This window comes from Blautia sp. OM07-19 (assembly GCF_003481595.1).
GTDB lineage: Bacteria > Bacillota > Clostridia > Lachnospirales > Lachnospiraceae > Blautia_A > Blautia_A intestinihominis.
The window spans coordinates 43,648-69,455 of the sequence record NZ_QULA01000002.1 but is presented as its reverse complement, the minus strand read 5'-3'; the positions used below and the strand labels follow the sequence as shown (position 1 = coordinate 69,455).

At 46.4% G+C, this 25,808-nt stretch carries 25 protein-coding genes; 20 read left to right on the top strand and 5 right to left on the bottom strand.

The genetic code is table 11. The annotated features are described in order from the left end of the window. Positions 1–194: 194 nt before the first annotated feature. From DXC01_RS02975 to DXC01_RS02940, 8 genes are all read left to right on the top strand, one after another. Complete coding sequence (locus DXC01_RS02975; protein ID WP_022215239.1) at positions 195–683, top strand: PTS sugar transporter subunit IIA; 489 nt, start codon at positions 195–197, stop codon at positions 681–683. A 4-nt stretch (positions 684–687) separates the two neighbouring features. Further along, positions 688–1,617: a 1-phosphofructokinase gene (gene pfkB, locus DXC01_RS02970; RefSeq protein WP_118698216.1), complete on the top strand. Its 930-nt coding sequence runs from the start codon at positions 688–690 to the stop codon at positions 1,615–1,617. 45 nt (positions 1,618–1,662) lie between these two features. Beyond that, complete coding sequence (locus DXC01_RS02965) at positions 1,663–2,928, top strand: zinc-binding dehydrogenase (RefSeq protein ID WP_118698215.1); 1,266 nt, start codon at positions 1,663–1,665, stop codon at positions 2,926–2,928. Positions 2,929–3,183: 255 nt separating this feature from the next. Further along, a complete protein-coding gene (locus DXC01_RS02960) occupies positions 3,184–4,704 on the top strand; it encodes an amino acid adenylation domain-containing protein (protein WP_118698214.1) in 1,521 nt (506 codons plus the stop codon). Further along, entirely contained in the window at positions 4,704–5,885 is a 1,182-nt protein-coding gene (locus DXC01_RS02955) for a diaminopimelate decarboxylase family protein (protein WP_022213471.1), read from the top strand. Before DXC01_RS02960 ends, DXC01_RS02955 begins: the two co-directional genes overlap by 1 nt. A gap of 2 nt (positions 5,886–5,887) precedes the next feature. Next, a complete protein-coding gene (locus tag DXC01_RS02950; protein ID WP_022213472.1) occupies positions 5,888–6,115 on the top strand; it encodes a phosphopantetheine attachment site in 228 nt (75 codons plus the stop codon). Position 6,116: 1 nt separating this feature from the next. Further along, positions 6,117–7,712 (top strand): MBOAT family O-acyltransferase, encoded by a 1,596-nt coding sequence (locus DXC01_RS02945; RefSeq protein ID WP_243111539.1) that lies wholly within the window; start codon positions 6,117–6,119, stop codon positions 7,710–7,712. After that, on the top strand, positions 7,699–8,715 hold the full coding sequence (locus DXC01_RS02940) for an SGNH/GDSL hydrolase family protein (RefSeq protein WP_118698212.1): 1,017 nt from the start codon (positions 7,699–7,701) through the stop codon (positions 8,713–8,715). Before DXC01_RS02945 ends, DXC01_RS02940 begins: the two co-directional genes overlap by 14 nt. A gap of 16 nt (positions 8,716–8,731) precedes the next feature. Here DXC01_RS02940 and bioA read toward each other — a convergent pair whose 3' ends face one another. Genes bioA through DXC01_RS02920 form a run of 4 tightly spaced genes read right to left on the bottom strand, consistent with a single transcriptional unit; the run spans position 8,732 to position 12,189 of the window. Beyond that, positions 8,732–9,916 carry an adenosylmethionine--8-amino-7-oxononanoate transaminase gene (gene bioA, locus DXC01_RS02935; protein WP_118698211.1) on the bottom strand — a complete coding sequence of 395 codons (1,185 nt, stop codon included), beginning with the start codon at positions 9,914–9,916 and terminating at the stop codon, positions 8,732–8,734. Beyond that, positions 9,913–10,611, bottom strand: coding sequence for a dethiobiotin synthase (bioD, locus tag DXC01_RS02930; protein WP_022213476.1), 699 nt, complete (start codon positions 10,609–10,611; stop codon positions 9,913–9,915). Before bioD ends, bioA begins: the two co-directional genes overlap by 4 nt. Positions 10,612–10,618: 7 nt before the next feature. Then, a complete protein-coding gene (gene bioB, locus DXC01_RS02925; RefSeq protein ID WP_118252618.1) occupies positions 10,619–11,602 on the bottom strand; it encodes a biotin synthase BioB in 984 nt (327 codons plus the stop codon). Beyond that, positions 11,599–12,189 carry a biotin transporter BioY gene (locus tag DXC01_RS02920; RefSeq protein WP_118698210.1) on the bottom strand — a complete coding sequence of 197 codons (591 nt, stop codon included), beginning with the start codon at positions 12,187–12,189 and terminating at the stop codon, positions 11,599–11,601. The genes bioB and DXC01_RS02920 overlap by 4 nt, the downstream gene beginning before the upstream one ends. A gap of 370 nt (positions 12,190–12,559) precedes the next feature. On the opposite strand from DXC01_RS02920, the gene DXC01_RS02910 reads away from it, so the two are divergent. Then, complete coding sequence (locus tag DXC01_RS02910; protein ID WP_118698209.1) at positions 12,560–13,741, top strand: MFS transporter; 1,182 nt, start codon at positions 12,560–12,562, stop codon at positions 13,739–13,741. Positions 13,742–13,804: 63 nt separating this feature from the next. On the opposite strand, the gene DXC01_RS02905 is transcribed toward DXC01_RS02910, so the two are convergent. Further along, positions 13,805–14,599 carry a sirohydrochlorin cobaltochelatase gene (locus DXC01_RS02905; protein WP_118698208.1) on the bottom strand — a complete coding sequence of 265 codons (795 nt, stop codon included), beginning with the start codon at positions 14,597–14,599 and terminating at the stop codon, positions 13,805–13,807. A 192-nt stretch (positions 14,600–14,791) separates the two neighbouring features. On the opposite strand from DXC01_RS02905, the gene cysK reads away from it, so the two are divergent. The 11 genes from cysK to DXC01_RS02850 all read left to right on the top strand — a co-directional run bounded on the left by cysK (position 14,792) and on the right by DXC01_RS02850 (position 25,807). Beyond that, positions 14,792–15,724 carry a cysteine synthase A gene (gene cysK, locus DXC01_RS02900; protein ID WP_118252614.1) on the top strand — a complete coding sequence of 311 codons (933 nt, stop codon included), beginning with the start codon at positions 14,792–14,794 and terminating at the stop codon, positions 15,722–15,724. 90 nt (positions 15,725–15,814) lie between these two features. Then, complete coding sequence (locus DXC01_RS02895) at positions 15,815–17,125, top strand: O-acetylhomoserine aminocarboxypropyltransferase/cysteine synthase family protein (protein WP_022213482.1); 1,311 nt, start codon at positions 15,815–15,817, stop codon at positions 17,123–17,125. Further along, positions 17,126–17,569 carry an Rrf2 family transcriptional regulator gene (locus tag DXC01_RS02890; RefSeq protein WP_118252613.1) on the top strand — a complete coding sequence of 148 codons (444 nt, stop codon included), beginning with the start codon at positions 17,126–17,128 and terminating at the stop codon, positions 17,567–17,569. A gap of 71 nt (positions 17,570–17,640) precedes the next feature. After that, the gene (locus DXC01_RS02885) at positions 17,641–18,717 is read left to right on the top strand and encodes a LacI family DNA-binding transcriptional regulator (protein WP_118698207.1); all 1,077 of its coding nucleotides are present in this window, start codon (positions 17,641–17,643) and stop codon (positions 18,715–18,717) included. A 26-nt stretch (positions 18,718–18,743) separates the two neighbouring features. Beyond that, the gene (locus DXC01_RS02880; protein WP_118698206.1) at positions 18,744–19,895 is read left to right on the top strand and encodes an ATP-binding protein; all 1,152 of its coding nucleotides are present in this window, start codon (positions 18,744–18,746) and stop codon (positions 19,893–19,895) included. A 221-nt stretch (positions 19,896–20,116) separates the two neighbouring features. Continuing rightward, on the top strand, positions 20,117–21,139 hold the full coding sequence (locus tag DXC01_RS02875) for a sulfate ABC transporter substrate-binding protein (RefSeq protein WP_118698205.1): 1,023 nt from the start codon (positions 20,117–20,119) through the stop codon (positions 21,137–21,139). A gap of 18 nt (positions 21,140–21,157) precedes the next feature. After that, complete coding sequence (cysT, locus tag DXC01_RS02870) at positions 21,158–21,994, top strand: sulfate ABC transporter permease subunit CysT (RefSeq protein ID WP_118698204.1); 837 nt, start codon at positions 21,158–21,160, stop codon at positions 21,992–21,994. Beyond that, entirely contained in the window at positions 21,994–22,821 is an 828-nt protein-coding gene (gene cysW, locus DXC01_RS02865) for a sulfate ABC transporter permease subunit CysW (RefSeq protein WP_022213488.1), read from the top strand. The genes cysT and cysW overlap by 1 nt, the downstream gene beginning before the upstream one ends. Then, the gene (locus tag DXC01_RS02860; protein ID WP_118252607.1) at positions 22,822–23,880 is read left to right on the top strand and encodes a sulfate/molybdate ABC transporter ATP-binding protein; all 1,059 of its coding nucleotides are present in this window, start codon (positions 22,822–22,824) and stop codon (positions 23,878–23,880) included. Between the two features lie 60 nt (positions 23,881–23,940). Then, on the top strand, positions 23,941–24,372 hold the full coding sequence (locus DXC01_RS02855; RefSeq protein ID WP_022213490.1) for an RrF2 family transcriptional regulator: 432 nt from the start codon (positions 23,941–23,943) through the stop codon (positions 24,370–24,372). A gap of 199 nt (positions 24,373–24,571) precedes the next feature. Further along, positions 24,572–25,807 (top strand): O-acetylhomoserine aminocarboxypropyltransferase/cysteine synthase family protein, encoded by a 1,236-nt coding sequence (locus DXC01_RS02850; protein ID WP_118698203.1) that lies wholly within the window; start codon positions 24,572–24,574, stop codon positions 25,805–25,807. Position 25,808: the final 1 nt, after the last annotated feature.

The window sequence follows — 25,808 nt, the reverse complement described above, 5'->3', positions numbered from 1 at the left end:
CGGCAGTCCTTTTTGTTGTTATAAAACGTCTTTTTTCTTCAATTTTGGCACTAAGGGATGGTGCCAAATCCCCCTTTCTTTAAATTGAAATTTCCCATTTGCCATGCGTATAATAAAGTCACAAAGAGGGAAGCAAAAACAAATCGGAACTTCAAAAAATAGAAAATGAAAAAGAATTCAGGGAGGTAACTTACATGTTTTTTAAATCAAAAAAAGAAAAAGCTCAGAAAGCAGAAACAGCACCGGTGATCGAAAAGAAAGAACTTCTGTACCGTGAGAACATCCGCACAGGCTGTGCACCGGCGACAAAGCAGGAAGCGATCATGGCAGCAGGAAAGATGCTTGTGGAGACAGGTTATGTAGAGCCGGAATATGCAGAGGCGATGCTCGAGAGAGAAAAAACATGTTCCACATTTATGGGAAACGGACTTGCTCTTCCGCACGGTGTTGAAGCTGCAAAGAAGAGAGTTTTACAGTCAGGGATCTCCGTACAGACCTTCAAAGAACCGATCGACTGGGACGGCAATCCGGTCCGCATCGTGATCGGGATCGCAGGAGTCGGAGATGCACATCTCGACATTCTGGCACAGATCGCAGAAGCAATGCTTGATGAAGAAGTGAGTGCAAATATTGCAGATTATGACGCAGATAAAATTTACAAAGTCCTCACAGGAAAGGAGTAAAGAAATGATCATAACAGTAACAATGAACCCGGCGATCGACAAGACCGTAGAGATCGAACAGCTCGTGCCAAACGGACTGAACCGCATCCAGAAGGTAGAATACGATGCCGGAGGAAAAGGAATCAACGTTTCCAAAACGATCCACGAACTTGGCGGTGAGAGCCTTGCGATGGGATTCCTCGGAGGAAATGCAGGAAAGACGATCGAGAACGTACTTACATCCTGGAACATCCAGCACGATTTTATCTGGGTGGAAGGCGAGACAAGAACCAACACCAAAGTTTTTGAAAAAAGCGGCGGTGTGACAGAATTAAATGAGCCAGGACCGGTCATCAACGAAGCACAGGTGGAAGAACTGATCCAGAAGATCTGTGAGCACACAGACAAAGAAACTCTGGTCGTTCTCGCAGGAAGCATTCCGGCAGGTGTCGACAAAAACATTTACGCAGCGATCACAGAGAGTGTCCATGAAAAAGGCGGTTCCGTCCTGATGGATGCAGATGGAGAACTGTTCCGCAATGCGCTGAAAGCATCTCCGGACATCATCAAACCGAATCAGGTAGAACTGGAAGAATACATCGGAGCAGATTACAGGCTTTCCATGGGAGAACTCAAAGCTCTGGCAGAAAAATTCCAGAACAACGGAATCAAAACTGTAGCGATCTCCATGGGAAAAGGCGGCGCGATGATCGTAAGAGACAAGTTTGTGGCAAGATGCCCGGCATTGTCCGTCAAAGCACATTCCACCGTAGGAGCCGGAGATGCAATGGTAGCAGCCCTTGCATATTCCTGGGACAAAAAACTCGGTGATGAAGAAACCGTAAGATTCTGCATGGCAACGTCCGCAGGAGCCGTGACAACCGTCGGAACAAAGCCGCCGGCAAGAGCAGTTGTAGACGAGCTGATCCCGCAGGTGGAGATGGAGATTTTATAAAAAACTTACTTCAAATATATAAAGAATAGAAAAGGAGAATTTATCATGAAAACAAAAGCAGTGAGAATGTATGGAACAAGAGATTTAAGACTGGAAGAGTTTGAATTACCGCAGATCAAAGACGACGAGATCCTCGTAAAGATCATGAGTGACAGTATCTGCATGTCCACCTACAAACTTGCAGAGCAGGGTAAGAAACACAAAAGAGCACCACAGAACATCGACACCAACCCGATCATCATCGGACATGAATTCGCAGGTGTGATCGTAGAAGTCGGTGAAAAATGGAAAGATCAGTTCAAACCGGGCATGAAATTCGCACAGCAGCCGGCACTGAACTACAAAGGAAGCCTTGCATCTCCTGGATATTCCTATGAATACTTCGGTGGAGCCTGCACTTACTGCATCATCCCTCACGAAGTTATGGAACTTGGCTGCCTGATGCCATACGAAGGTGACAGCTTCTTCGGAGCGTCCCTTGGTGAGCCGATGAGCTGTATCATCGGAGGATACCACGGAAACTACCACACAAACAAACGCAACCATGACCTTTCCGTAGGAACAAAAGCAGGCGGCAATATCATCATCCTCGGCGGCTGCGGACCGATGGGACTTGGTGCAGTCAGCTACGGTATCCAGATCGAAAACCGCCCGAAACGGATCGTTGTAACAGATATTGACGACGCCAAGATCGAGCGTGCAAGAGAAGTTATCCCGGAAGCAAAAGCAGCAGAAAACGGCGTAGAACTTCTCTATGTAAACACCGCAAAAATGGCTGATCCGGTTGAAGAATTAAAAGCGATCACCGGCGGCAAAGGCTATGACGATGTATTCGTATACATTCCAAACAGAGCGGTTGCAGAAATGGGCGACAAGCTCCTTGCATTCGATGGCTGCATGAACTTCTTTGCAGGTCCGACAGACAACCAGTTCAAAGCAGAGATCAATCTGTACAACTGCCATTATACAAGCACACATATTCTCGGTACTACAGGTGGAAACAACGATGACCTGATCGAAGCGAATGAACTGGCTGCCAAAGGAAAGATCGAACCGGCAGTTATGGTAACACACGTCGGCGGTATCGACAGTATTGCAGAGACAACCCTGAACCTGCCAAAGATCCCGGGCGGAAAGAAGTTAAGCTATACACAGTTTAACATGCCAATGACAGCAATTGAAGATTTCGGAAAACTCGGCGAGACCGATCCTCTCTTCAAGAAACTGGACGAGATCTGCAAAGCAAACCGCGGTCTGTGGAGCGCAGAAGCAGAGAGAGTATTATTCGATCACTTTGGTGTGGAATACTAAAAAACAATTGAAAAATCACATTTTCTGCCAGCTGGCTTGTCCGGCTGGCAGTTTTTCTCTGCATATAAAAATTTCCTGTTAAAAATTCCCGGAAAACATTGACTTAAAACGATTTATGACATACAGTAATGTATTATGGTGTACACCACATTTCTTGCATAAAAAAGTCTGAACTTAAGAAAAATTAAGAAATTATTCAGAAAAAGGTAATATTATTATGCAAAAATGATATGAGTAAAGGCAGGTGAATAGGCAATGGATAATATACTAAAATATCTGGAAAATACAGCAGAGAAATTTCCGGACAAAACAGCAGTGGATGACGGAAATCAACAGTTTACCTATCAGGAACTTCTGAACCGGGCGAGACATTTTGGTCTGTCTTTCCTGAACAGGACAGAACCAGGCAGACCAGTGGCAATCCTGCACGAAAAAAGCTCCGAGGTTTTATCCGCTATGTTTGGCGTTGTTTATGCAGGATGTTTTTATGTAATGATCGATCCGGAACAGCCGCTTGAAAGGCTTAAGGATATCCTTACTGTTCTTGAAACAGATTTGGTGATTACAGACAGTACATACAGACATCAGCTTGATGATGCCGGCTATCAGGGACAGATCTATCTTCTGGAAGAGGAACCATCTGATGAAGCAGTTACTGCACAGGAACTGGACAAACTGATGGAACGACGTTCTTTTGCAAAAAATACAGATCTTCTTTATGGTATTTTTACATCAGGTTCTACCGGAAAACCGAAATGTGTGGCAGTCAGCCATCAAGCAGTCATTGATTTTATTGGTCATTTTACGAAACAGTTTCAGATTACGGACAGGGACCGCATTGGCAATCAGGCTCCGTTTGATTTTGATGTTTCGGTCAAGGATATTTATTCCGCAATTACAACAGGAGCAACGCTGGTGCTGGTTCCGAAGCGTCTGTTTGCACTTCCGCCGAAGCTTCTCGACTATCTCTGCGACAAAAAGGTTACAGTTATGGTCTGGGCTGTTTCTGCCCTGTGTCTGATCTCTTCCCTGAAGGGACTGAAATATAAGATCCCGGAAGATGCAAGACTGATCATGTTCAGCGGCGAAGTTATGCCGGTGAAGCAGATGCGCCTCTGGCAGCAGGCTCTGCCACAGACCGAATTTGTCAATCTGTACGGACCATCAGAGATTACCTGTAACTGTACCTGGTATCCGGTACAGAGGGAATTCCAGGATGGCGAAGTGATTCCGGCAGGTAAGGCATTCAATGGACGAACTGTATTTCTTCTTGATGATACCGGCGCAGAGATTACAGAACCTGGCAAAACAGGTGAGATCTGTGTTGCAGGAGAGTCTCTGGCAGATGGCTATTATCATAATGAAGAGGAGACTGCACGCAGATTTGTACAGGGAATCATTGCATCTACAGGAGAAACTGCAAGATATTACAAGACAGGTGACCTTGGTTACTACGGAGAGGATGAGAATCTGTATTTTGCAGGAAGAAAAGATTTCCAGATCAAACACATGGGACATCGTATCGAACTGGAAGAAATCGAGAGAGCCTTTGAGAAACTTGACGGAGTATCAAGATGCTGCTGTCTGTTTGACAAAAAACGCAACAAACTTCTGGGATTTTATACTGGCGACAGCGAGGAGAAAGAAGTTCATCAGGAACTGAAACGTTATCTCCCTGTATATATGATTCCGGCAAAGATCCGAAAGATCGACAAAATGCCTCTCAACAAAAATGGCAAGATTGACCGTAAATATCTTGCAGAGGAATGGAGCTGATGGAAATGCAGACAAACGAGCTCAAAAAAGCAGCAGAATTTGGAACACCGCTTTATGTGTTCCATGAAGAAGAGTTACAGGAAACAACCAGACGTTTTCAGAATACTCTTGGCAAAGTAGCAGGTCTCTGTTATGCGATGAAGGCAAATCCTTTCCTTGTAAAAGTGATGGAGCCTATCGTTGATCGTATTGAAGTATGTTCGATGGGAGAATTTGCAATCTGCGAGGAACAGGGAGTTGCCCCGGAGAAAATTCTGGTGTCCGGTGTACTCAAAAAAGCAGAAAAACTGAATGCAGTACTGGACAAATATGGGAATTCCTGTATGTACACAGCGGAATCTCTGCAGCAGTTTGAACTTCTTAAGAACTGGTCAGCGGAGCACAGGCAGGAAATTTCAGTGTTTCCGAGACTGACAAGCGGCAATCAGTTCGGAATGGATCAGAAGACGATCGAAGAGCTTATTGAAAATCGTCAGAACTATCCTTTCCTTAAGATCCGTGGGATTCACTATTTTTCCGGTACACAGAAACGTTCTGTCGGAAAGATCCAGAAGGAACTGGAGAAACTCGATGTTTTTCTTACTGAACTGAAGCAGAAATATGATTTTGAACCAGAAGAACTGGAGTATGGTCCGGGAATGCCGGTTCCTTATTTTGATCCATCCAAAGCAATCGGGGATGATGGTCTCCTAGAGCTGGTACAGACTCTGGAGCAGATGAACTTCTCCGGCAGGGTAACTCTCGAGATGGGAAGAGCCTTTGCAGCGGACTGTGGATATTATCTTACAAAGATCATGGATGTCAAATCAAGTGATGACAGAAATTACTGCATTACAGATGGGGGAATCCATCAGCTTAATTATGACGGACAGATCAGAGGAATGTATGAGCCACCAATGGAAGTTCTTGCCGAAGAGAGACAGGGAGAACAGAAGAACTGGACAATCTGCGGAAGCCTTTGTACTGTAAATGATATTATGGTACAGAAACTGCCGCTTACAGATCCGAAGCCGGGAGATGTTCTGGTATTTAAGAAGACAGGAGCTTACTCCTGCATGGAGGGCATGCTGCTGTTCTTGAGCCACAGCCTTCCGAAGATTATGCTGTATAATAATACAGATGGATTCAGACAGGTAAGAAAAGCATACAAAACCTATAAATGGAATATGGAGGAAAAATAATAATGGAAACTTTACTGGAAATTTTAAATGATATTGATGATACTGTAAACTGGGAAGATGAAACAGCCCTGATCGATGACCGTATTCTGGATTCTTTTGGAGTGATCAGCCTTATTTCTGAGCTGGAAGATCAGTTCGAAATTGAAATTGATGCATCTGAGATCGTTCCGGAAAACTTTAATTCCGCAGATGCTATGTGGAAAATGATCCAGAGATTACAGGAGAACTGATATGGCATTGGCATATCATACAGAGTTATATCTGTTTGTGTTTTTGCCGCTGGTAGTTCTTGTATATCATTTTTCATCACAAAAAATGCGCAGAGCAGTTCTGATCCTTGCAGGATATATGTTTTTCTGGTCCTTCAGCCAGTGGCTTGTGGGATATCTGATTGCGGTTTCAGGACTGGTCTACGGAGCAGGGCGCTGGATGGAGCAGCTCAAAGAAACCGGAAAAACCAGGTCAAAAGGGCTTCCCTCCAAAGAACGTTCTGCCGTAAAAAAACAGTACAAAGCAAAAGAAAAAAGAGTTCTTATAGCCGGGATTGTTATTTTACTTGGAATCCTGGCATATTTAAAGTACTGTAATTTTTTTATACAGAATATAAACAGAATCTTTGCAGCATCAGGAAGCGGCTTTCATCTGAACCCACAGAACCTTCTGATCCCGATAGGAATTTCTTTCTATACGCTGGAGGCAATTGGCTATATGGCAGATGTTTACTGGGGTAGGATCAAAGCAGAACATAATTTTGGCAAAGTAGCCCTTTTCCTGGGCTTTTTTCCGCAGATCATGGAGGGACCGATCAGCAGCTGGAATGATACAGCAGATGCACTCTGGGAGTGCAGACCGGTTCGAAGCGAAAATCTTACAAAGGGAATCATCCGTATTGCCTGGGGACTGTTCAAAAAAATTGTTGTGGCGGACAGACTTTCTGTTCTGGTAGCAGCGATTTATGACGATTATACCAGCTATCATGGTGTTATGATCGTGGTTGTCGCCATTGCATATACGCTTCAGCTTTATATGGAATTTTCCGGCTGTATGGATATCGTGATCGGCAGTGGCAACCTTTTTGGTGTGGATCTTCCGGAGAATTTCCGGCAGCCGTTTTTTGCCGGAAATGCATCTGAATTCTGGAGAAGATGGCATATTACACTTGGCGCATGGCTGAAAGCATATGTTTTTTATCCGGTTTCAGTTTCGGGGCTGGTCAAGAAATGGAACCACTTTGCGCGGAAACATGTTGGGAAATATCTGACCAAGATGGGAATCTTTGCAATGACTTTGTTCCCGGTATGGATGTGCAATGGTCTGTGGCATGGTGCACAGTGGAATTACATTCTTTATGGAATGTATTATTTTGTAATCCTTCTGGCAGGAGAAGCAGTTGCACCGGTCAGGGAGATGGTTCTTGAAAGATTTCATCTGGACTGTCACGCATTGTACTGGAGAGTGCCGCAGATCCTGAAAACCTGGATGATCATTTTTACAGGTGAAATGTTTTTCAGGGCAGAAGGTGCAGCAGCCGGATTTCACATGTTCCGAAGCATCTTTCAGGGGTTTGAACTACAGAAACTGTGGGATGGAACTCTTCTGGGAATGGGATTAAACGCCGCAGATTTTGCAGCTGTTGGTTTTGGAATTCTTATTGTCGCTGTGGCAGATATATTAAAAGAAAGGAAACTGCTGAACTGGGATAAACTGCAGGAGATGAAGCTTCCGGTACGCTGGATACTTTATTATGGACTGATTTTTGCAGTACTTCTGTTAGGTGCTTATGGTACAGGATATCAGCAGGTTGATTTGATTTATGCAGGATTTTAAACAGAAAATGAGAACTTTAAAGAAACCGGCAGTGTTTCTGGCAATTTTTCTCTGCCTGATTTTGATCCTGTCTGCTTTCTTTGTAAATATGGCAAAAAAACATCCGGAGTTTGTACAGTCAAGAAACAGACCCTGGCTTAATATTCAGAATGAAAAGAAAAACAGCATAGATGTTCTTGTTCTGGGAGACAGCGAAAGCTATACGACATTTTCACCGCTGGAGATCTGGAAACAGAATGGAATTGCTTCGTTTGTCTGCGGTCAGACCGGACAGGAAGTGGAAGAAACCTATTATATGCTCAGGAGAGCTCTGCGCACGCAGGAACCGAAGGTTGTTGTATTCGAAACGAACAGTATGTTTCAACCGCAGAATGCTGCAGAGGGGTTCAGTAAGACGATTGCACAGACAGTTAATTATTATTTTCCGGTGTTTCTGCTTCACAGCATGTGGCAGAACTGGCTTATGGGCCCGGAAAAACAGCAGGTTTACTATAAGGGGTTTGTTGTCCGGGATATTGTGGAGCCTTATGACGGCGGCAGATACATGGAAAAAACGGAGCGCAGAGAGTACATGTCCCGGGCTGTCCGCTCTTACATGGACAAAATGCTTGCAATGTGCAGAGAAAAAGGAATTTCGGTGATCCTGTATAGTGCACCGTCTCCGAATAACTATAATTATGCAAAGCATAATACACTGACAGATTATGCAGAGCAGAATGGTGCGGAATATCTTGATTTTAATCTGATGACAGAGGAATTAGGGATTGACTGGGAAAAAGACAGCCTTGATAATGGCGATCATCTGAATGTTCTCGGAGCAGAAAAACTGAGCCGGTATTTCGGAAGTTATCTGGAAGAACATTATGATCTTGAAGACCACCGCAAGGATCCAGAGTACAGTTCCTGGAACGAAGATGTGCAGAAATATCAGAATGCCGAAAAAAATGCAATCCGCAAAATAGAGGTTATTCTGGAATATCTGAGAAAAAAGAAACAAAAGTAAAACAGAAGGGCTGGTTTCAGTGAAACCAGTCCTTCATTACGTCAAAGATCTGAATCAGTTCCCCGTCTGAGATCACATAAGGAACCATGGAATACATATAGTTTAAGAAGGGTCTGCAGAAGACACCACGCTCATAAGCAAACTGCTGGAAGCCTTCCAGGGTCTTGGGATCGTGGACTTCGACGCAGGTACAGCCGCCCATGATGCGGACTTCTTTGATGCGCGGGTCAGAGAAATTTTCCATTTCCTGACGGGAGATCTGTTCGATATGCCGGATCTTGCTCATATAATCGTCACGTTCAAAGATCTCGATTCCCTTAAGTGCAACGGCGCAGGCAAGTGGATTTCCCATAAAGGTCGGACCGTGCATCAGGGCAAGGCGGTCATCGTCGCTGTAAAAAGCGTCAAAGACTTTGTGGTTTGCAACCGTGACAGCATGTCCGATATAACCGCCAGTCAGGGCTTTCCCGAGAACCAGGATGTCCGGAAGGACAAGGTCTGCCACAAAGCGGTTTCCGGTACGGCCAAATCCGGTCGCAACCTCGTCAAAGATCAGAAGCACATCATACTGATCACACAGTTCTCTGGCACGTTTCAGGAAAGAAATATTATACATCCGCATGCCGCCGGCACCCTGAAGGAGCGGTTCTACGATAAAGCAGTTCAGCCTGTCATGGTAAAGTTCAAATGCTTCCTCAAGCGCCGGGATCTCTGTCGGTATATGGACAACGCCTTCTTTTTTGTCAAAAGCGAAATGATAATCTTCGTCATCGCCGACTTCCATTGCCTTGAAGGTATCTCCGTGGTAGGCATGTTCCAGAGCCAGCACCAGGGGGCGTTTTCTTCCCTGATTGGTGTTGTACTGGAGAGCCATCTTGAGGGAAACTTCTACCGCAACGCTTCCGGAATCAGAAAAGAAGCAGTAGTCCAGGTCACCCGGAAGAAATTCCTGGAGCTTATCAGAAAGTTTTTCTACCGGCTCATGGGTGAGACCGCCGAGCATCACATGGCAGAAACGGTCAGCCTGTTCTTTGATGGCAGCGGTCAGTTCCGGGTGTTTGTAGCCGTGGATCATACACCACCAGGAAGAGATCGAATCGATCAGTTTCTGGTCTTTGGTGTAGAGATGCACGCCTTCTGCATCCAGGATCTTGTAAGGCTCTTTCATTGTTTTCATCTGTTCATAAGGATACCATATCATCTGATCTTCACCTCGTCATAAAGTGCACTCAGCACATCTGCATCTGTCTCAAGTTCTGTGGCATTGTCCTGTACCTTTGCAAGCACAGGAAGCCCTGTCATATGTTCACACATGAAAATATTATCTTCTTCCATGATGTTTCCCGGATGGTAATGATTAAAAATGATACCCTTAAGCGGAAGGTTGTGTGTCTTCATATATTCAAAAGTCAGGACAACACTGTTGATCGTGCCAAGACCGGCATCGGCGACAAGGATACTGGAAAGTCCAAATTCCCGGATCACATCTTCAAGCTGGATCTTGCGCTCATCAAAACAGAGAGGGCAGAGGATCCCACCGCTTCCTTCCATCGTGATGTAGTCATAGTTCTCAGCGACTTTCGTAAAACCTTCGTGGACAACAGCGAGGTCAACAGGATTTCCCTCCACGCGGGAGGCAAGGTGTGGTGACCAGGCATTTTCATATACATAAGGGCACATTTCGCCAAGCGGCTGTGAGATACCGGACATCTGCCGGACAAAAAGTGCATCGCCCGGGATCAGGCTTCCGTCTGGGCGGCGGTCATTTCCGCTCATGGCTGCCTTGTAATAGGCAGGATTCTTGCCCGCCTGTGCAAGTTTTTTTACGATCAGTCCGGCGATGAAGGTTTTGCCGATATCTGTACCAGTTCCGGTGAGAAAAATTGCTTTGCTCATTTTTATTTTACACTTCCTTCCAGTATTCAGGAGTCACGTCACGTCCCATGTCAGCGAGCATCTTGCGGTCACTTCGGATCGTCGCGCAGGCAACGGTGGTCAGCATGTTTCCGGTGATGGAAGCGGAGGCTCCGGCCTTGAATGCAGTTTCTCCGTCGTTGGTGAGAAGGGCGCGTCCGGCGGCGAGACGGATGTTTGCCTCCGGGTTGATATAGCGGAAGAAAGCGATCGTACGGAGGATATCCGGCTCAGAAAGTTCCGGGAGATGTTCCAGAGGCGTTCCCGGGATCGGCATCAGAGCATTGATCGGGATGGAGTCGATGCCAAGTTCAGCAAGGCTGATCGCCATATCCAGACGGTCTTCCCAGGTCTCACCCATGCCGATGATGCCGCCGGAGCAGGCGCACATGCCTTCGGCTTTGACTTTTTTGAGGGTTTCGATCTTCATGTCGTAAGTGTGTGTGGTGCAGATGTTCGGGAAATTTCTGCGGGAGGTCTCGATGTTGTGATGGTAGCTGGTCACGCCTGCCTCGTGAAGACGGTGAAGCTGTTCTGCGGAGATAAATCCCATGGAAGCGCAGAGGTCGATCTTGTATTCTTTATGCATGGTCTCATAGGCATGGATCGCCTGGTCGAATTCTTTTCCTGTCAGAGCTTTTCCGGCGGTGACGATGGAAAAACGGTCAACACCTTCGGACTCGTTCATCTTACAGGCTTCAAGGATTTTTTCCTCCGGAAGAAAATCATAAACTTCGCAGGAAGTGTGGTGGTGTGCGGACTGTGCACAGTATTTACAGTCTTCCGGGCATCTGCCGCTGCGTCCGTTGATGATCGAGCAGAGGTCTACTTTGTCTCCGATACAGGCCTTGCGGATGCGGTTTGCACCTTCGCATAATTCATCCAGATCACAGGTGAGAAAGAAGGAAAGATCATCCTCTCTTGTGATCCTGCGTCCGTCAATGATTTCCTGGGCTAAAGTAAGTGGGTTCATTTTGCTGTCTCCTCCGTATGTAATAAAGTTGTATTGGAATCAGAAAGGTACTGGATCACGACTGGACGGACACGTCTGGCAATGATGGCACCAAGGATGCTTAAAGCGATGTCACCAGGTACTGCAAGAAGGAAGCAGTAGAGGATGAGCGGCCAGATCCCGATCGGTGTGTTGATCACATAATTGCAGATCACGTAGTAGTAGATCATGCCGCAGGCATAGACGATCATAAGTCCCGCCAGGTTTGCGAGCAGGTAGCGGAAGATCGTCTTTTTCTTCAGATGTTCTGCGATACGTCCTGTCACGTAAGTTCCGAGACAGAATCCAATGATATAGCCAAAACTTGGTTTAAAGATATACCAGAGACCGCCGCCCTCAGAGAAGATCGGAAGCCCTGCAAGCCCCAGAAGCATGTAGGCAACGACAGAGATCGTTCCACGTTTCGAACCAAGCAGCAGCCCTGCAAGCATCGTAAACAGATACTGCAAAGTAAAAGGAACCACCGGCACCGGGATCTTGATAAAAGCCCCCGCCGCGATCAGCGCAGTAAAAAGACTGCAGTAGATTAAAGTTTTCGTCTTTGACATTTGTAAACCTCCAAAATCTTTATGGTTTACAATTTTAAAAGAAAGAGTACGAATTGTCAACTTAAAAAATTAAAAAGTTTACAATTGTAACAAAAAAGTATTTTTTACGCAAGGCTGGTCATATATCGAAAGAAAAACATAAAAAGCAAATGGTACCTTATGCGAGCAAATGTATTCACGCATCGGAAAATATGCTGCATGTCATATCCGATGCCAGATGGCCATTAAGAGAGAAATCAGGATTCAGTTTTGAAATGATTTTCCTTAAAGAAAGTCAGGATTTCGTAAAAAGTGGTCAAAATATGGCTGGTATTTTTCTGGAAAAGATATTATGATAAAATTCTAAGTTATATTTTACAGGAGAAAAGGTATGAGACCATCATTCAAAAGAACCATGTACGCCTGTTTCGTGGGATACATCGTGCAGGCAATCGTCAACAATTTTGTTCCATTGCTGTTCGTAACATTCCAGAAAAGCTACCAGATCCCGCTGTCAAAGATCACGCTGCTGATCACGATCAACTTTATGATCCAGCTTCTGATCGACCTTCTGTCAGCCGGATTTGTAGATAAGATCGGATATAAGGCATCGGTAACGATCGCGCATATCTGTTCGGCGATCGGTCTGTTTTTGCTGACGATCCTTCCGGAAGTCACGGCAGATCCGTTTACCGGCATTCTGATCGCAGTTGCGATCTACGCAATCGGCGGCGGACTTCTGGAGGTACTGATCAGCCCGATCATCGAGGCCTGCCCGACAGACAACAAAGAAAAAGCAATGAGCCTTCTGCATTCGTTTTATTGCTGGGGACATGTGGGAGTCGTTCTGATTTCCACGATCTTCTTCAGTACCTTCGGAATCGCAAACTGGAAGATCCTTGCACGCATCTGGGCGGTCATCCCGGTGCTCAATGGAATCATATTTCTGACTTCCCCGATCTATTCCCTGCATGAAGAAGGAGAGAAGGGACTTTCTATCAGAGAACTCTGCTCCATGAAGATCTTCTGGGTCGTGATGCTGATGATGACCTGTGCAGGAGCGAGTGAACAGGCAGTGAGCCAGTGGGCATCCACTTTTGCAGAAGAAGGACTGAAGGTCAGCAAGACGGTCGGAGACCTCGCGGGTCCGATGGCATTTGCAGTCCTGATGGGACTTGCAAGACTTCTTTATGGGAAATACGGAGAGAAGATCGATCTGAAACGTTTTATGACCTACAGCAGCATTCTCTGCGTGATCTCTTATCTCTGCATCGCTTTCGTTCCGGTTCCGATGCTCAGTCTCGTCGGCTGTGCTGTCTGCGGATTTTCCGTAGGGATTATGTGGCCGGGAACGTTCAGCATTGCGTCGGCATCCATCAGAGGCGGCGGTACCGCAATGTTTGCATTACTTGCTCTCGCAGGAGACCTCGGCTGCTCCGGCGGTCCGACACTTGCCGGTTTCGTATCCAGCAGTGTGGGTAATAATCTGAGGATGGGAATCTTCGCGGCGATCGTGTTCCCGGTGCTTCTGCTTATCGGGATTCAGATATGTAAGAAGAGTCAGAAGAATTAAAAAAAGTCTGGACATTCGAGATTTTATAAGTCTTGATGTCCAGACTTTTTTGATGCTGAAATATTACATAGAAGCAATCGCCTCACGTGCATGCTCCACAAACATCGCACGGATTCCCGGATATTCGCCAAGTCCCTTCAAAACAGGACAAACTTCAAATCCGGCTTCTTTAAACTGACAGACCCAGGAATCCGGGGAATCTCCAGCCATATCATTGTGTGCATGATCACCCGCCACGATCATAAACGGTGTCATATAGATCTTGGATGGCTGGAAAGCAGATACCTCTCTGACAAGATCCTGGATCGTTGGTTCTGCTTCCACTGTTCCGATAAAGACGTTGGAGTGTCCTGAAGTTTTAAACTTCTTATCCAGTCCTGCATAAACAACATTAACCTGATGCGTGGTTCCATGGCCCATAAGTACCAGGGCTTCCGGATCTTTCAGATCAGAAAATTCAGAATTTACAGCTTCGATCGCTTTCTGCTCATCCTCCGGTGAGGTCAGAAGAGGAGTACCGAATACAATTTTGTCAAAAGATTCTTTATAAGAAAGAACTTCTTCCTTCATAACATGATTCTCGATACCGTCCAGGATATGTGTCGGCTGCACAGCCACTTCCCGGATCCCGTCTGCGATCATCTGTTCCATGGCTTCTTTTACCGTAGGAACGATATAATTGTCCCTTTTCTTAAGAACAGAAATGATCATCTTGCTGGTCCATGCACGATAGATTCGATGATCGCCAAAAGCATCGGCAATATCCTGCTCGATCTTTTCTATGGTAGCTTTCCTGGAGGCTTCATAACTGGTTCCGAAGCTCACGACCAGGATCGCTTTATCTGTTTGCTGATTCATAAAATGCATTCTCCTAAAGGTTTATTTTCCGCGTATAAATGGATTATACAATACTGCGAAAAAAAGTTCAATTTTTTTCCAAAAACCTATTGACATTTCGGGTAAAAAGGAATAACATACTAAACATATCAAAGAGGTATGTTAATAAAAACAGACACGAATAAATAAGAAAACAGAAAGGCGGTAAACACCATGGCAAACATTTATAAAGGAACACTTGGACTGATCGGAAATACTCCACTTGTAGAAGTAACAAATGTAGAGAAGGAACTCGGACTGGAAGCAACCATCCTTGTGAAACTCGAGTACTTCAACCCGGCAGGAAGCGTCAAGGACAGAATCGCCAAAGCGATGATCGAGGATGCTGAAGCAAAAGGAATCCTCAAGGAAGGATCCGTGATCATCGAGCCGACATCCGGAAACACAGGAATCGGTCTTGCATCCATCGCAGCAGCGAAAGGATACAGAATCATCCTCACTATGCCGGAGACCATGAGTATTGAACGTAGAAACATCCTGAAAGCATACGGCGCAGAACTGGTTCTGACAGAGGGAGCCAAGGGAATGAAAGGTGCGATCGCCAAAGCAGACGAACTTGCCAAAGAAATCCCGAACAGCTACATCCCGGGACAGTTCGTAAACCCGGCAAACCCGGCAGCACACAAAGCAACCACAGGTCCTGAAATCTGGAACGACACAGACGGAAAGGTAGACATCTTCGTAGCCGGTGTCGGCACAGGCGGAACACTTACAGGAACAGGTGAATACCTCAAAGAACAGAACCCGGACATCAAGATCGTAGCAGTAGAGCCTGCAACTTCCCCGGTACTTTCCGAAGGAAAAGGCGGTCCGCACAAGATCCAGGGTATCGGAGCCGGATTCGTTCCGGAAGTCCTCAACACACAGGTTTATGATGAGATCATGCCGATCGACAACGAAGTATGCTTCACAACAGCGAAGCTTCTTGCCAAGAAAGAAGGCGTTCTCGTAGGTATCTCCTCAGGAGCAGCTCTCTACGCAGCGATCGAACTTGCCAAACGTCCGGAAAACAAAGGAAAGACGATCGTAGCACTTCTTCCGGATACAGGTGACAGATATTACTCAACAGCACTGTTTACAGAGTAAGAAATTTCATATACAATAGACAGTCGGAAGGAAGAGTTTCTTCCTTCCCCCACAAAAAATCAAAAAAACAGAAAAGAGGATCAGATTATTATGGGCGAAAAGATCACAAGAGAAAACAGAAAATTCAAATTTGAAACACTTCAGCTTCACGTAGGACAGGAACAGCCGGATCCGGTTACCGATGCAAGAGCAGTTCCGATCTACCAGACATCTTCTTATGTATTCCGTAACTGCGATCATGCAGCAGCTCGTTTCGGACTTGCAGATGCAGGTAACATCTACGGACGTCTGACAAACCCGACAGAGGACGTTTTTGAGAAGAGAATCGCAGCACTTGAAGGCGGTACAGCAGCACTTGCAGTAGCTTCCGGTGCAGCAGCAATTACATACACGATTGAGAACCTTGCACAGAACGGAGACCACATCGTAGCAGCAAAGAACATCTACGGTGGAACAACAAACCTTCTGGAGCATACCCTTCCGGCATATGGAATCACAACAACATTCGTAGACATCTTCAATCTTGAAGAAGTAGAGAATGCGATCCAGGACAACACCAAAGCACTTTACATCGAGACTCTTGGAAACCCGAACTCTGACGTTGTTGATGTTGAAGCTTGCGCTGAGATCGCTCACAGACATCAGATCCCGCTCGTTGTAGATAACACATTCGCAACACCATACCTTGTAAGACCGATCGAGTACGGTGCAGACATCGTTGTTCATTCCGCAACCAAATTCATCGGAGGACATGGAACAACAATCGGTGGTGTCATCGTAGAAGGTGGCAAATTCGACTGGGAAGCTTCCGGTAAATTCCCGTCCCTGACAGAGCCAAACCCGAGCTACCATGGAATTAGCTTCACAAAAGCATGCGGACCGGCTGCATTTGTTACAAAGATCCGTGCGATCCTTCTTCGTGACACAGGTGCAACGATCTCTCCAGTAAGCTCCTTCATCTTCCTTCAGGGTCTTGAGACACTGTCCCTGCGTGTAGAGCGTCATGTAGAGAACGCACTCAAAGTTGTTCAGTACCTGAACAATCACCCAATGGTAGAGAAAGTACATCATCCGTCCGTAACAGATGATGAGAGCCAGAAAGCTCTGTATGCAAAATACTTCCCGAATGGCGGTGGATCTATCTTCACATTCGAGATCAAGGGAGATGCACAGACAGCCAAAGACTTTATCGACAACCTGGAACTGTTCTCTCTGCTTGCAAACGTAGCAGATGTTAAATCACTGGTTATCCATCCGGCAACCACCACCCACAGCCAGTGCACAGAAGAAGAGCTTCTGGATCAGGGTATCAAACCGAACACGATCCGTCTTTCCATCGGAACGGAAAACATCGACGATATCATCCAGGATCTGGACGAAGCTTTCAAGGCAATCCAGTAATTGAAATTTTGCAAAAAAACCAGATATGGTCTCACTGCGCTGATGGACCTGGCTGCACAGCCGTCCAGCACACCGGTAGCCCTGAAAACCATAGCTGAGAGAAATGACATTTCTCTGCAGTTTCTGGAACACATATTTGCCTCGTTCCGCAGAACAGGCATAGTAAAAAGTGTCAAAGGCTCCCAGGGAGGATATAATCTGGCGAAGGCTGCTGACGAGATCACTGTTGCATCCGTGGTGGAAGCTCTCGAAGGAAGCTACCACCTCGAAGATGAGGATGTTGTGGCGGAAAACAGCTATAAAGGAATCTCAGATACGATTCAGAAGCTGGTGGTGGATACCGTCAATCAGGAACTCGATCAGATTCTGTCAAACTTGACTTTGGCACAAATGAGCGGATATTATTCCGATCATTACGAAAAACAGGAAATGTACTATATCTGAAAAACTCTGGAGGTTTGAGGCGATGCCCTGGCCTCCGGTTTTTTTTATCGACTTCAAGAGGAAATACACATATGTCTATCAAAAAGATCGCAGAAAAAGCAGGAGTATCTATCTCAACCGTTTCCAGAATCCTTAACCGTCCTGACTACAAATGTTCGATTCCCGGCCTTCGGGAAAAAGTCTGGGCGATCGCCATGGAAATGAATTACGTCCCAAACGAGGCGGCAAGAAATCTCAAAAAAGGCAGGCAGTCCAGAGACAGCCGGATCTGGTACGTCAATGTACTGATGACAAGAACTGATGAGTCAAGGACGGATCCTTTTTTCACAGAGCTTCTCCGCGTGGTGGAGAGCGAGATCCACGAGCACAACTGCATCCTCTCCAAAGTCTGGTATATGCCGCTTTTTTCCGATGACCGAAAATGCCGGCGGGAAAATCTTGACCAGATCATCCAGGGAATGTATACTGAGACGGAGGGAAAACAGGACGGCTTGATCGTGATCGGCCGATGCAATCTTGTGGCCCTTAAGAAACTAAATCAGAAATACCGGAGCGTAGTGTCAGTCAACCGTAATTCCACCAATTATGAGGTGGATGAAGTGTTGTGTGACGGCAGAAAGATCGCGGCGATGGCAGTGGAGCATCTGATCTCACTGGGGCACCGGAATATCGGGTATGTCGGAAACTGTCGAAACGAGGACCGTTACAATGGCTATCTGGACACTCTTAAGAGAAATAACCTGGATGTGATCCCGGAGTATGTCGTGGAGACGAACCAGACAGAGAAGGAAGGCTACGAAGCGATGGAGCAGTTTCTTAAGTCTGACGACTGTCCGACAGGAATCTACTGCGCCAATGACATTACGGCTGTCGGAATGCTGAAATATCTGGGACGCTGCAGGAATCTTTATTTTACGCCGTCGATCATAGCGAGTGACGATATCGAGGAAGCGCAGTACACGAAGCCGATGCTGACAACTGTAGGACTTCCGAAGGAAGAGATGGGGAAATTTGCCCTCTACCTTCTTCTCGACCGCATGAAAGGCGGACACAGCGGTGTCGTGCGTATGGAACTTTCCGGTCACCTGATGATCCGGAACAGCTGCTCCCACGTTTCCGAGAGCACCTGGAGCGATTACTGTATATAAGAAATTTTTTATTAAGGAAGAAGCATATGTGTATTAGAACGATTGAAGAATTACAGGAAGATACAAGGGAAAAACAGATCATAGACATCCGTGACAAGGCAGATTTTGACAAGGAAACCTATCCGGGGGCTGTCAACATCTACTGGGAAGAATTAGAAGAGCATATGGACGAGATCCGCAAGGACTGTCCGGTTTATCTGCTCTGTTATACCGGGCAGAAGAGTGAGGAAATTGCGCAGGAACTGAATGAACAGGGGTATGAAGTATACAGCATCAAGAACGGCTACCGCGCATGGCTCAAGATCAAACTCAGCAAAATGATGGCGGATCACAATGCGGCAGAACAGCGCACAAAGGACATCGAGCGCAGCATCATCAAGAAATTCCGCAAGCCGATCTGGAGGAGATTTACCAAGGCGATCCGTGAGTACGAGCTTGTGCAGGACGGAGACAAGATCGCAGTCTGTATCTCAGGCGGCAAGGACTCCATGCTGATGGCGAAGCTGTTTCAGGAGCTTTCCCGCCACGGCAAGAAGAACTTTGAGGTTGTTTTCCTGGTAATGAACCCGGGCTATAATGAAATCAATTATCAGACGATCAAGGATAATGCAAAGATCCTGAATGTGCCGATCACAGTTTTTGAGTCGGATATTTTTAATATCGTTGCAGCAGAAGAACAGTCACCATGCTATCTCTGCGCGAGAATGAGAAGAGGTTATCTCTACAGCAAAGCCAAAGAACTGGGCTGCAACAAGATCGCGCTCGGACACCACTATGATGATGTCATCGAGACGATCCTGATGGGAATGCTCTATGGCGCACAGGTCCAGACCATGATGCCGAAGCTTCACAGTACGAACTTTGAGGGAATGGAGCTGATCCGCCCGCTGTATCTGATCCGTGAGGCAGATATCATTCACTGGGCGAATTACAATGACCTTCATTTCATCCAGTGTGCATGCCGCTTTACAGAGCACTGTGCATCCTGCGGCGGTACTGAGAAGGGCTCCAAGCGTGCGGAGATCAAGGAACTGATCCATGAACTTGCCAAGAAGGATCCGGTCATTGAATATAATATTTTCCGAAGCGTGGAGAATGTCAACCTGAATACCGTCATCGGATACAAGCAGGATGGCGTGAGACACAATTTCCTTGACACTTACGATGAACAGAAATAAAAATATAAAATAAAAAAGACCATCAATACAGACTGCTGTAACTCCTGGCGTACAGGGGAACAGGTGCTGTGTTGGCGGTCTTTTTTGCTGCTTGATCAATGCCCGACCAGTGCCGGAGAAACATCTGTGCAAACGTTTTCTAAAAAACATATTTAAAAAGTATGTTTATTGGTATATAATGCCTTTAACGTAAAAAAAGAAAACAACAGGGAGTGGCAGAAATGACAAAGAAAAAACTGAGAAGCCTGTGTCTGGCAGCAGTACTTGGAATTGCAGTTTTTACCGGAGTCTGTTCCTACGATGCAGGGGCAGGATCCGATGTACATATTATCAATGTTTCCTACGATCCAACGAGGGAACTGTATGAATCTTATAACAAGATCTTTCAGGAACACTGGAAGGAAGAGACCGGTCAGGATGTGGACGTGATCCAGTCCCACGGCGGTTCCGGCAAACAGGCACTGGAAGTCATCAACGGCCTGCAGGCAGATGTGGTGACACTGGCACTGGAATATGATATCAATGCGATCCAGGATGCAGGAATGATCGATGAAGGATGGAAAGAAGAACTTCCGGACGACAGTGCTCCCTACACTTCCACGATCGTATTTCTGGTAAGAAAAGGCAATCCGAAAAATATTCAGGACTGGGATGATCTGATCCGTGACGATGTTGATGTGATCACACCAAACCCGAAGACTTCCGGTGGAGCCCGCTGGAACTATCTGGCAGCCTGGGCATATGCACAGAAAGCTTATAATAACCAGGAAGACAAGATGGAAGAATTTATCAAAAAATTATACCAGAATGTACTTGTTCTGGATTCCGGTGCAAGAAGCGCGACCACTTCCTTCGTGGAGAACGGACAGGGAGATGTCCTGATCGCCTGGGAAAATGAAGCATTTCTTTCTGTACAGGATGATCCGGATGAATTTGAGATCATCAACCCGAGCATCAGTGTACTGGCACAGCCGTCTGTGGCAGTGGTCGACGAAGTGGCAGAGAACCGCGGCACAGAGGACATCGCAAAAGAATATCTGAACTATCTTTATTCCGGCGATGCACAGAGGATCGCGGCAGAAAATTATTACCGCCCGGTCAACGAGGAGATCCTGAAGGAATACAGCGATGTGTTTGACCTTACGATGGAGTTAAAAACGATCGATGATTTTGGCGGCTGGCAGGAAGTGCAGGAGAAACATTTTGCAGACGGCGGGATCTTTGATCAGATCTACGGCAACTAAAATACGAGGTGAACGATTATGAAAAAAAGCAAAAAAAGAGTAATTCCGGGATTCGGACTGACCATGGGTGTGACGATCACCATGCTCAGTATCGTGGTTCTGATCCCGCTGGCTTCTCTTGTTGTGTATTCTTCGCAGCTTGGGATGAGAGAATTTTTTGAGGTCATTACAAGAAAGAGAGTCCTGTCCAGTTTCTATGTCAGCTTTATCACCGCACTGGGCGCATCCCTTGTCAACGCCATGATGGGACTGATCCTTGCGTGGGTTCTGGTACGCTATGAATTCCCGGGCAAACGGATCATGGACGGTATGATCGAACTTCCATTCGCGCTGCCGACCGCAGTTGCCGGCATCTCTTTGACTTCCCTGACATCAGACCAGGGACTCATCGGAAGTTTTTTTGCAAAATTCGGCATCAAGATCGCCTACACGAAACTTGGGATCACATTTGCACTGATCTTTGTAGGAATTCCGTTTGTCGCAAGAGCAGTGCAGCCAGTCCTTGAAAAGCTGGACGGTTCTTATGAAGAAGCAGCAAGAGTCATGGGTGCGAAGCCTGGATATATTTTTCGAAGAGTCATTCTTCCGGAACTTCTTCCTCCGCTTCTTACCGGTACAGGACTGGCGTTCGGACGCTGCCTTGGAGAATACGGAAGCGTTGTATTTATCGCAGGAAACAGACCTTACGAGACTGAGATCACACCACTCATCATCATGTCAGAACTTCAGGAATTCGATTACAAAAGCGCAACTTCGATCGCTCTCGTCATGCTGATCGCATCGTTCCTCATCCTGTTTCTGATGAATCTGATGCAGGCACGCAATTCAAAAAGACTGAGAGGAGGCAACGTCTGATGAAAAACAGAGAAAATGAATCAAAGATCGTAAAATATCTTCTGATCGGGATCAGCGTTTTATTTCTTTTTGTGATGCTGGTACTCCCGCTGTTTGTCGTAGTCACAGAAGCTCTCAAAAAAGGCTGGGAAGTCTATGTAGAAGCGGTGACAGACTCCTATACGATCGCCGCATTGATGCTGACACTGAAAGCAACCGTGATCGCAGTCGTATGCAACACCGTTCTTGGATTATGTGCAGCCTGGGCAGTCACGAGATTTCAGTTTAAGGGCAAAAAACTGCTCACGACTCTGATCGATGTTCCGGTCACAGTCTCACCAATCATTGCCGGTCTTATCTACCTTCTGATCTTTGGAAAACAGAGCATCCTTTATCCGTATCTGCAGAAGGCGAATATCCAGATCGTCTTTGCAGTTCCAGGTATCGTTCTTGCAACGGTATTTGTTACTTTTCCATTTGTGTTCCGTGAGCTTCTTCCTGTACTGGAATCCATTGGAACAGATGAAGAAGAGGCGGCCGCACTGATGGGCGCGAAAGGCTGGACGATTTTTTCCAAAATTACATTTCCACATATCAAATGGGCACTCCTGTATGGAATCGTATTATGTACAGCGAGAGCAATGGGAGAGTTCGGAGCGGTTTCCGTTCTGTCAGGACATCTTCGCGGCCTGACCAACACACTGCCGCTACATGTGGAGATCTTATTCAATGAATTTCAGTATGTGCCGGCATTTGCGGTATCTTCGATCCTGGTGATCATGGCGGTGATCCTTCTGATCATCCGCAGCGTGATGGAGCACAGAGGAAAAAAAGAGGGGGAAGTCTAAATGTACGTCGAATTAAAGGATATCAACAAAACTTTTGGAGATTATAAAGCATCCGACCATGTTTCTTTTGGAATCGAGAAAGGAAAACTGATCGGTCTTCTGGGTCCGAGTGGAAGTGGAAAGACCACGATCCTGCGTATGATCGCAGGTCTGGAGCAGCCGGACAGCGGCGAGATCATCATTGATGGAAAAGTAGTCAACGACATTCCGGCAAGTGAGCGCGGGATCGGATTCGTATTCCAGAGTTATGCGCTGTTCCGCTATATGACCGTATACGACAACGTTGCTTTTGGCCTGAAAGTCCAGAAAGCAGACAAAAAATACATCAAAAGCAGAGTTATGGAACTGATCGAGCTGGTAGGCCTTAAGGGTCTGGAAAAAAGATATCCAAGCCAGCTTTCCGGTGGGCAGAGACAGAGAGTTGCTTTTGCGAGAGCACTTGCTCCGAATCCGCAGCTTCTCCTCCTCGATGAGCCATTTGCGGCGATCGATGCCAAGATCCGTCAGGAACTCCGTACCTGGCTCAAAGATATGATCGAACAGCTGGGGATTACCAGTATCTTCGTGACGCATGACCAGGATGAGGCGATCGAGGTGGCAGATGAGATCATCATCACAAACAGAGGCCACATCGAACAGAAGGGAAGCCCGGTCGAGGTATATCAGAGTCCGGAAACTGCATTCAGCGCATCTTTCTTCGGACAGGCAGCTGTTGTAAAAGATTATCAGATGTTCAAATATTTTGAGGACATTCCAGGGGCCGAATACGCGATCATCCGTCCGGAGTTTGTCAAAGTCACCAGAAAGACAGAGGTACAGAAGTACAAAAGCTCCGCATCCGGGGCAGAAGTCGAACGAGTGGCTTTCCGTGGAAGCTATTTTGAGCTGGAAGTGAAAGTCGGAGATGTTACGCTGACGGCAAAACGAGGCCTGGATGAGCCAATGGTGCGCCAGGGCGAAAAAGTCGACGTGTTCGTGCAGAGGCTTTTTGTGATAAAAGAAAACAAGGTTTACTCACTGGAAAACAGCTCTACAAGAGAAGATTATCTTGTAATCTGATGGGATATCGCTTGAAATCCCTATAACCTTGTGGTATAATAGGTATATGGAGGGATTTACATGAAAATTTCAACAAGAGGACGCTATGCGATCCGCGTCATGCTGGATCTTGCAGAGCATAATACAGGAGAATATATTCCGTTAATGGACATTGCGAAGAGACAGGAGATCTCAGAGAAATATCTGGAATCGATAGTTTCCGTATTAAGCAAACAGAAATTTGTCAAGGCACTCAGAGGCAAGGGCGGCGGTTATCGTCTCGCCAGGACACCTTCTGAGTATACGATTGGGAGCATCTTAAGGATTACAGAGGGATCCATGGCACCGGTTGCCTGTCTGGATGATCATCCGAACCAGTGCGAGAGAGCTGCCACCTGTAAGACACTTCAGATGTGGGAGGGCTTTTATAAGCTGATCAATGAATATTTTGACGGAATCACACTGGAGGATCTTCTGGAACAGAATTCAAACATGGGAGATTACGTGATCTGACAGCCACTCTGTGGCATAAGGCAGCAGAACATATCAAAAAAGCAAGATGTGTTCTGCTGCCTTTTTTGATATGTTCCGAAAGCTGAAAATAGAAAAATGAAAAAATTTGGAAAAAACATACATTACCTATTGACATGGTATGTTTATGGGTATATAGTAATACCATCAAAACAGCAAAGGAAAACAAAGGAGCACAGGAATGAAAGAATACGGTTTTAACACAACTTTGCTTCATGGAAGCGAGGACAGCAATCCTCACGGCGCGACACAGGTTCCGATCTACCAGTCCAGTGCATTCCGTCACGATACAGCAGAGGAGCTGGAGAAGATCTTCGCAAACAAATGCGCAGGCTACTCCTACACGAGGATCAACAATCCGACGATCGAATCCTTCGAGAAGCGGATGACGAAACTGGAAGGTGGAGTCGGAAGTGTAGCGTGTTCCTCCGGAATGGCAGCACTGACCATGGCACTGATGAACATTCTTCGAAATGGTGATCATGTTGTGGCAGCGGCAGGACTTTACGGTGGAACGGTAGAACTTCTGGATGAGCTTAAGGCATACGGGATCACCACAACCTATGTTAAGGAAAACACCCCGGATGCTTTTGAAAAGGCGATCATGCCTGAGACCAGAGCCGTTTTTGCAGAGACGATCGGCAATCCGAAGCTGGATGTCACAGACATCGAGGGAGTGGCAGAGATCGCACATAAGCATGGACTTCCGTTTCTGGTTGACAACACCGTTGCAACCCCATATCTGATCCAGCCATTACGCCTCGGAGCGGATGTTGTGATTCATTCCTCATCCAAATACATAAACGGAAGCAGTGATGCGATCAGCGGAGTTCTGGTGAGCGGAGGCAAGTTTAAATGGGACCCGGAGAAATATCCGGCGATGGCAGAATTTAAGAAGTTCGGACCATTTGCCTATCTTGCAAAACTGCGGAACGGACTTTTTCGAAGCATGGGAGCCTGTCTTGCACCGCAGAATGCTTTTCTTAACAATCTGGGACTTGAAACCCTGGGACTTCGAATGCAGCGTCACTGTAGTAACGCCATGGAGCTGGCGGAGTTCCTGAACGGATTAGGACATGGCATCACCGTTTCCTATCCGGGACTTGAGGAACATCCATATCATGAGATCGCGGCGAAACAGTTCCATGGTGGGTTTGGAGCGATCATTACCTTAAGAACAGGAAGCAAGGAGAGAGCTTTCCAGATCTTAAACGAACTAAAACTTCCCTGGCTGGTATCCAATATCGGAGACACCAAGACACTGGTGATCCACCCGTCAAGCACCATCGCAGCACACCTTTCCAATGAAGAAAAAGAGCTTTCCGGTGTGTACGATGACATGATCCGGCTCAGTGTGGGAATTGAAGATATCGAGGACTTAAAGGAAGATTTCAGACGAGTGATAGAAGGAGAATAAA

What these genes read in the sequence shown, in the direction of transcription:
- DXC01_RS02975 (WP_022215239.1), top strand. Translation starts at nt 195, where the DNA reads ATGTTTTTTAAATCAAAAAAAGAAAAAGCTCAGAAAGCAGAAACAGCA.
- pfkB (WP_118698216.1), top strand. Translation starts at nt 688, where the DNA reads ATGATCATAACAGTAACAATGAACCCGGCGATCGACAAGACCGTAGAG.
- DXC01_RS02965 (WP_118698215.1), top strand. Translation starts at nt 1,663, where the DNA reads ATGAAAACAAAAGCAGTGAGAATGTATGGAACAAGAGATTTAAGACTG.
- DXC01_RS02960 (WP_118698214.1), top strand. Translation starts at nt 3,184, where the DNA reads ATGGATAATATACTAAAATATCTGGAAAATACAGCAGAGAAATTTCCG.
- DXC01_RS02955 (WP_022213471.1), top strand. Translation starts at nt 4,704, where the DNA reads ATGGAAATGCAGACAAACGAGCTCAAAAAAGCAGCAGAATTTGGAACA.
- DXC01_RS02950 (WP_022213472.1), top strand. Translation starts at nt 5,888, where the DNA reads ATGGAAACTTTACTGGAAATTTTAAATGATATTGATGATACTGTAAAC.
- DXC01_RS02945 (WP_243111539.1), top strand. Translation starts at nt 6,117, where the DNA reads ATGGCATTGGCATATCATACAGAGTTATATCTGTTTGTGTTTTTGCCG.
- DXC01_RS02940 (WP_118698212.1), top strand. Translation starts at nt 7,699, where the DNA reads ATGCAGGATTTTAAACAGAAAATGAGAACTTTAAAGAAACCGGCAGTG.
- bioA (WP_118698211.1), bottom strand. Translation starts at nt 9,916, where the DNA reads ATGATATGGTATCCTTATGAACAGATGAAAACAATGAAAGAGCCTTAC.
- bioD (WP_022213476.1), bottom strand. Translation starts at nt 10,611, where the DNA reads ATGAGCAAAGCAATTTTTCTCACCGGAACTGGTACAGATATCGGCAAA.
- bioB (WP_118252618.1), bottom strand. Translation starts at nt 11,602, where the DNA reads ATGAACCCACTTACTTTAGCCCAGGAAATCATTGACGGACGCAGGATC.
- DXC01_RS02920 (WP_118698210.1), bottom strand. Translation starts at nt 12,189, where the DNA reads ATGTCAAAGACGAAAACTTTAATCTACTGCAGTCTTTTTACTGCGCTG.
- DXC01_RS02910 (WP_118698209.1), top strand. Translation starts at nt 12,560, where the DNA reads ATGAGACCATCATTCAAAAGAACCATGTACGCCTGTTTCGTGGGATAC.
- DXC01_RS02905 (WP_118698208.1), bottom strand. Translation starts at nt 14,599, where the DNA reads ATGAATCAGCAAACAGATAAAGCGATCCTGGTCGTGAGCTTCGGAACC.
- cysK (WP_118252614.1), top strand. Translation starts at nt 14,792, where the DNA reads ATGGCAAACATTTATAAAGGAACACTTGGACTGATCGGAAATACTCCA.
- DXC01_RS02895 (WP_022213482.1), top strand. Translation starts at nt 15,815, where the DNA reads ATGGGCGAAAAGATCACAAGAGAAAACAGAAAATTCAAATTTGAAACA.
- DXC01_RS02885 (WP_118698207.1), top strand. Translation starts at nt 17,641, where the DNA reads ATGTCTATCAAAAAGATCGCAGAAAAAGCAGGAGTATCTATCTCAACC.
- DXC01_RS02880 (WP_118698206.1), top strand. Translation starts at nt 18,744, where the DNA reads ATGTGTATTAGAACGATTGAAGAATTACAGGAAGATACAAGGGAAAAA.
- DXC01_RS02875 (WP_118698205.1), top strand. Translation starts at nt 20,117, where the DNA reads ATGACAAAGAAAAAACTGAGAAGCCTGTGTCTGGCAGCAGTACTTGGA.
- cysT (WP_118698204.1), top strand. Translation starts at nt 21,158, where the DNA reads ATGAAAAAAAGCAAAAAAAGAGTAATTCCGGGATTCGGACTGACCATG.
- cysW (WP_022213488.1), top strand. Translation starts at nt 21,994, where the DNA reads ATGAAAAACAGAGAAAATGAATCAAAGATCGTAAAATATCTTCTGATC.
- DXC01_RS02860 (WP_118252607.1), top strand. Translation starts at nt 22,822, where the DNA reads ATGTACGTCGAATTAAAGGATATCAACAAAACTTTTGGAGATTATAAA.
- DXC01_RS02855 (WP_022213490.1), top strand. Translation starts at nt 23,941, where the DNA reads ATGAAAATTTCAACAAGAGGACGCTATGCGATCCGCGTCATGCTGGAT.
- DXC01_RS02850 (WP_118698203.1), top strand. Translation starts at nt 24,572, where the DNA reads ATGAAAGAATACGGTTTTAACACAACTTTGCTTCATGGAAGCGAGGAC.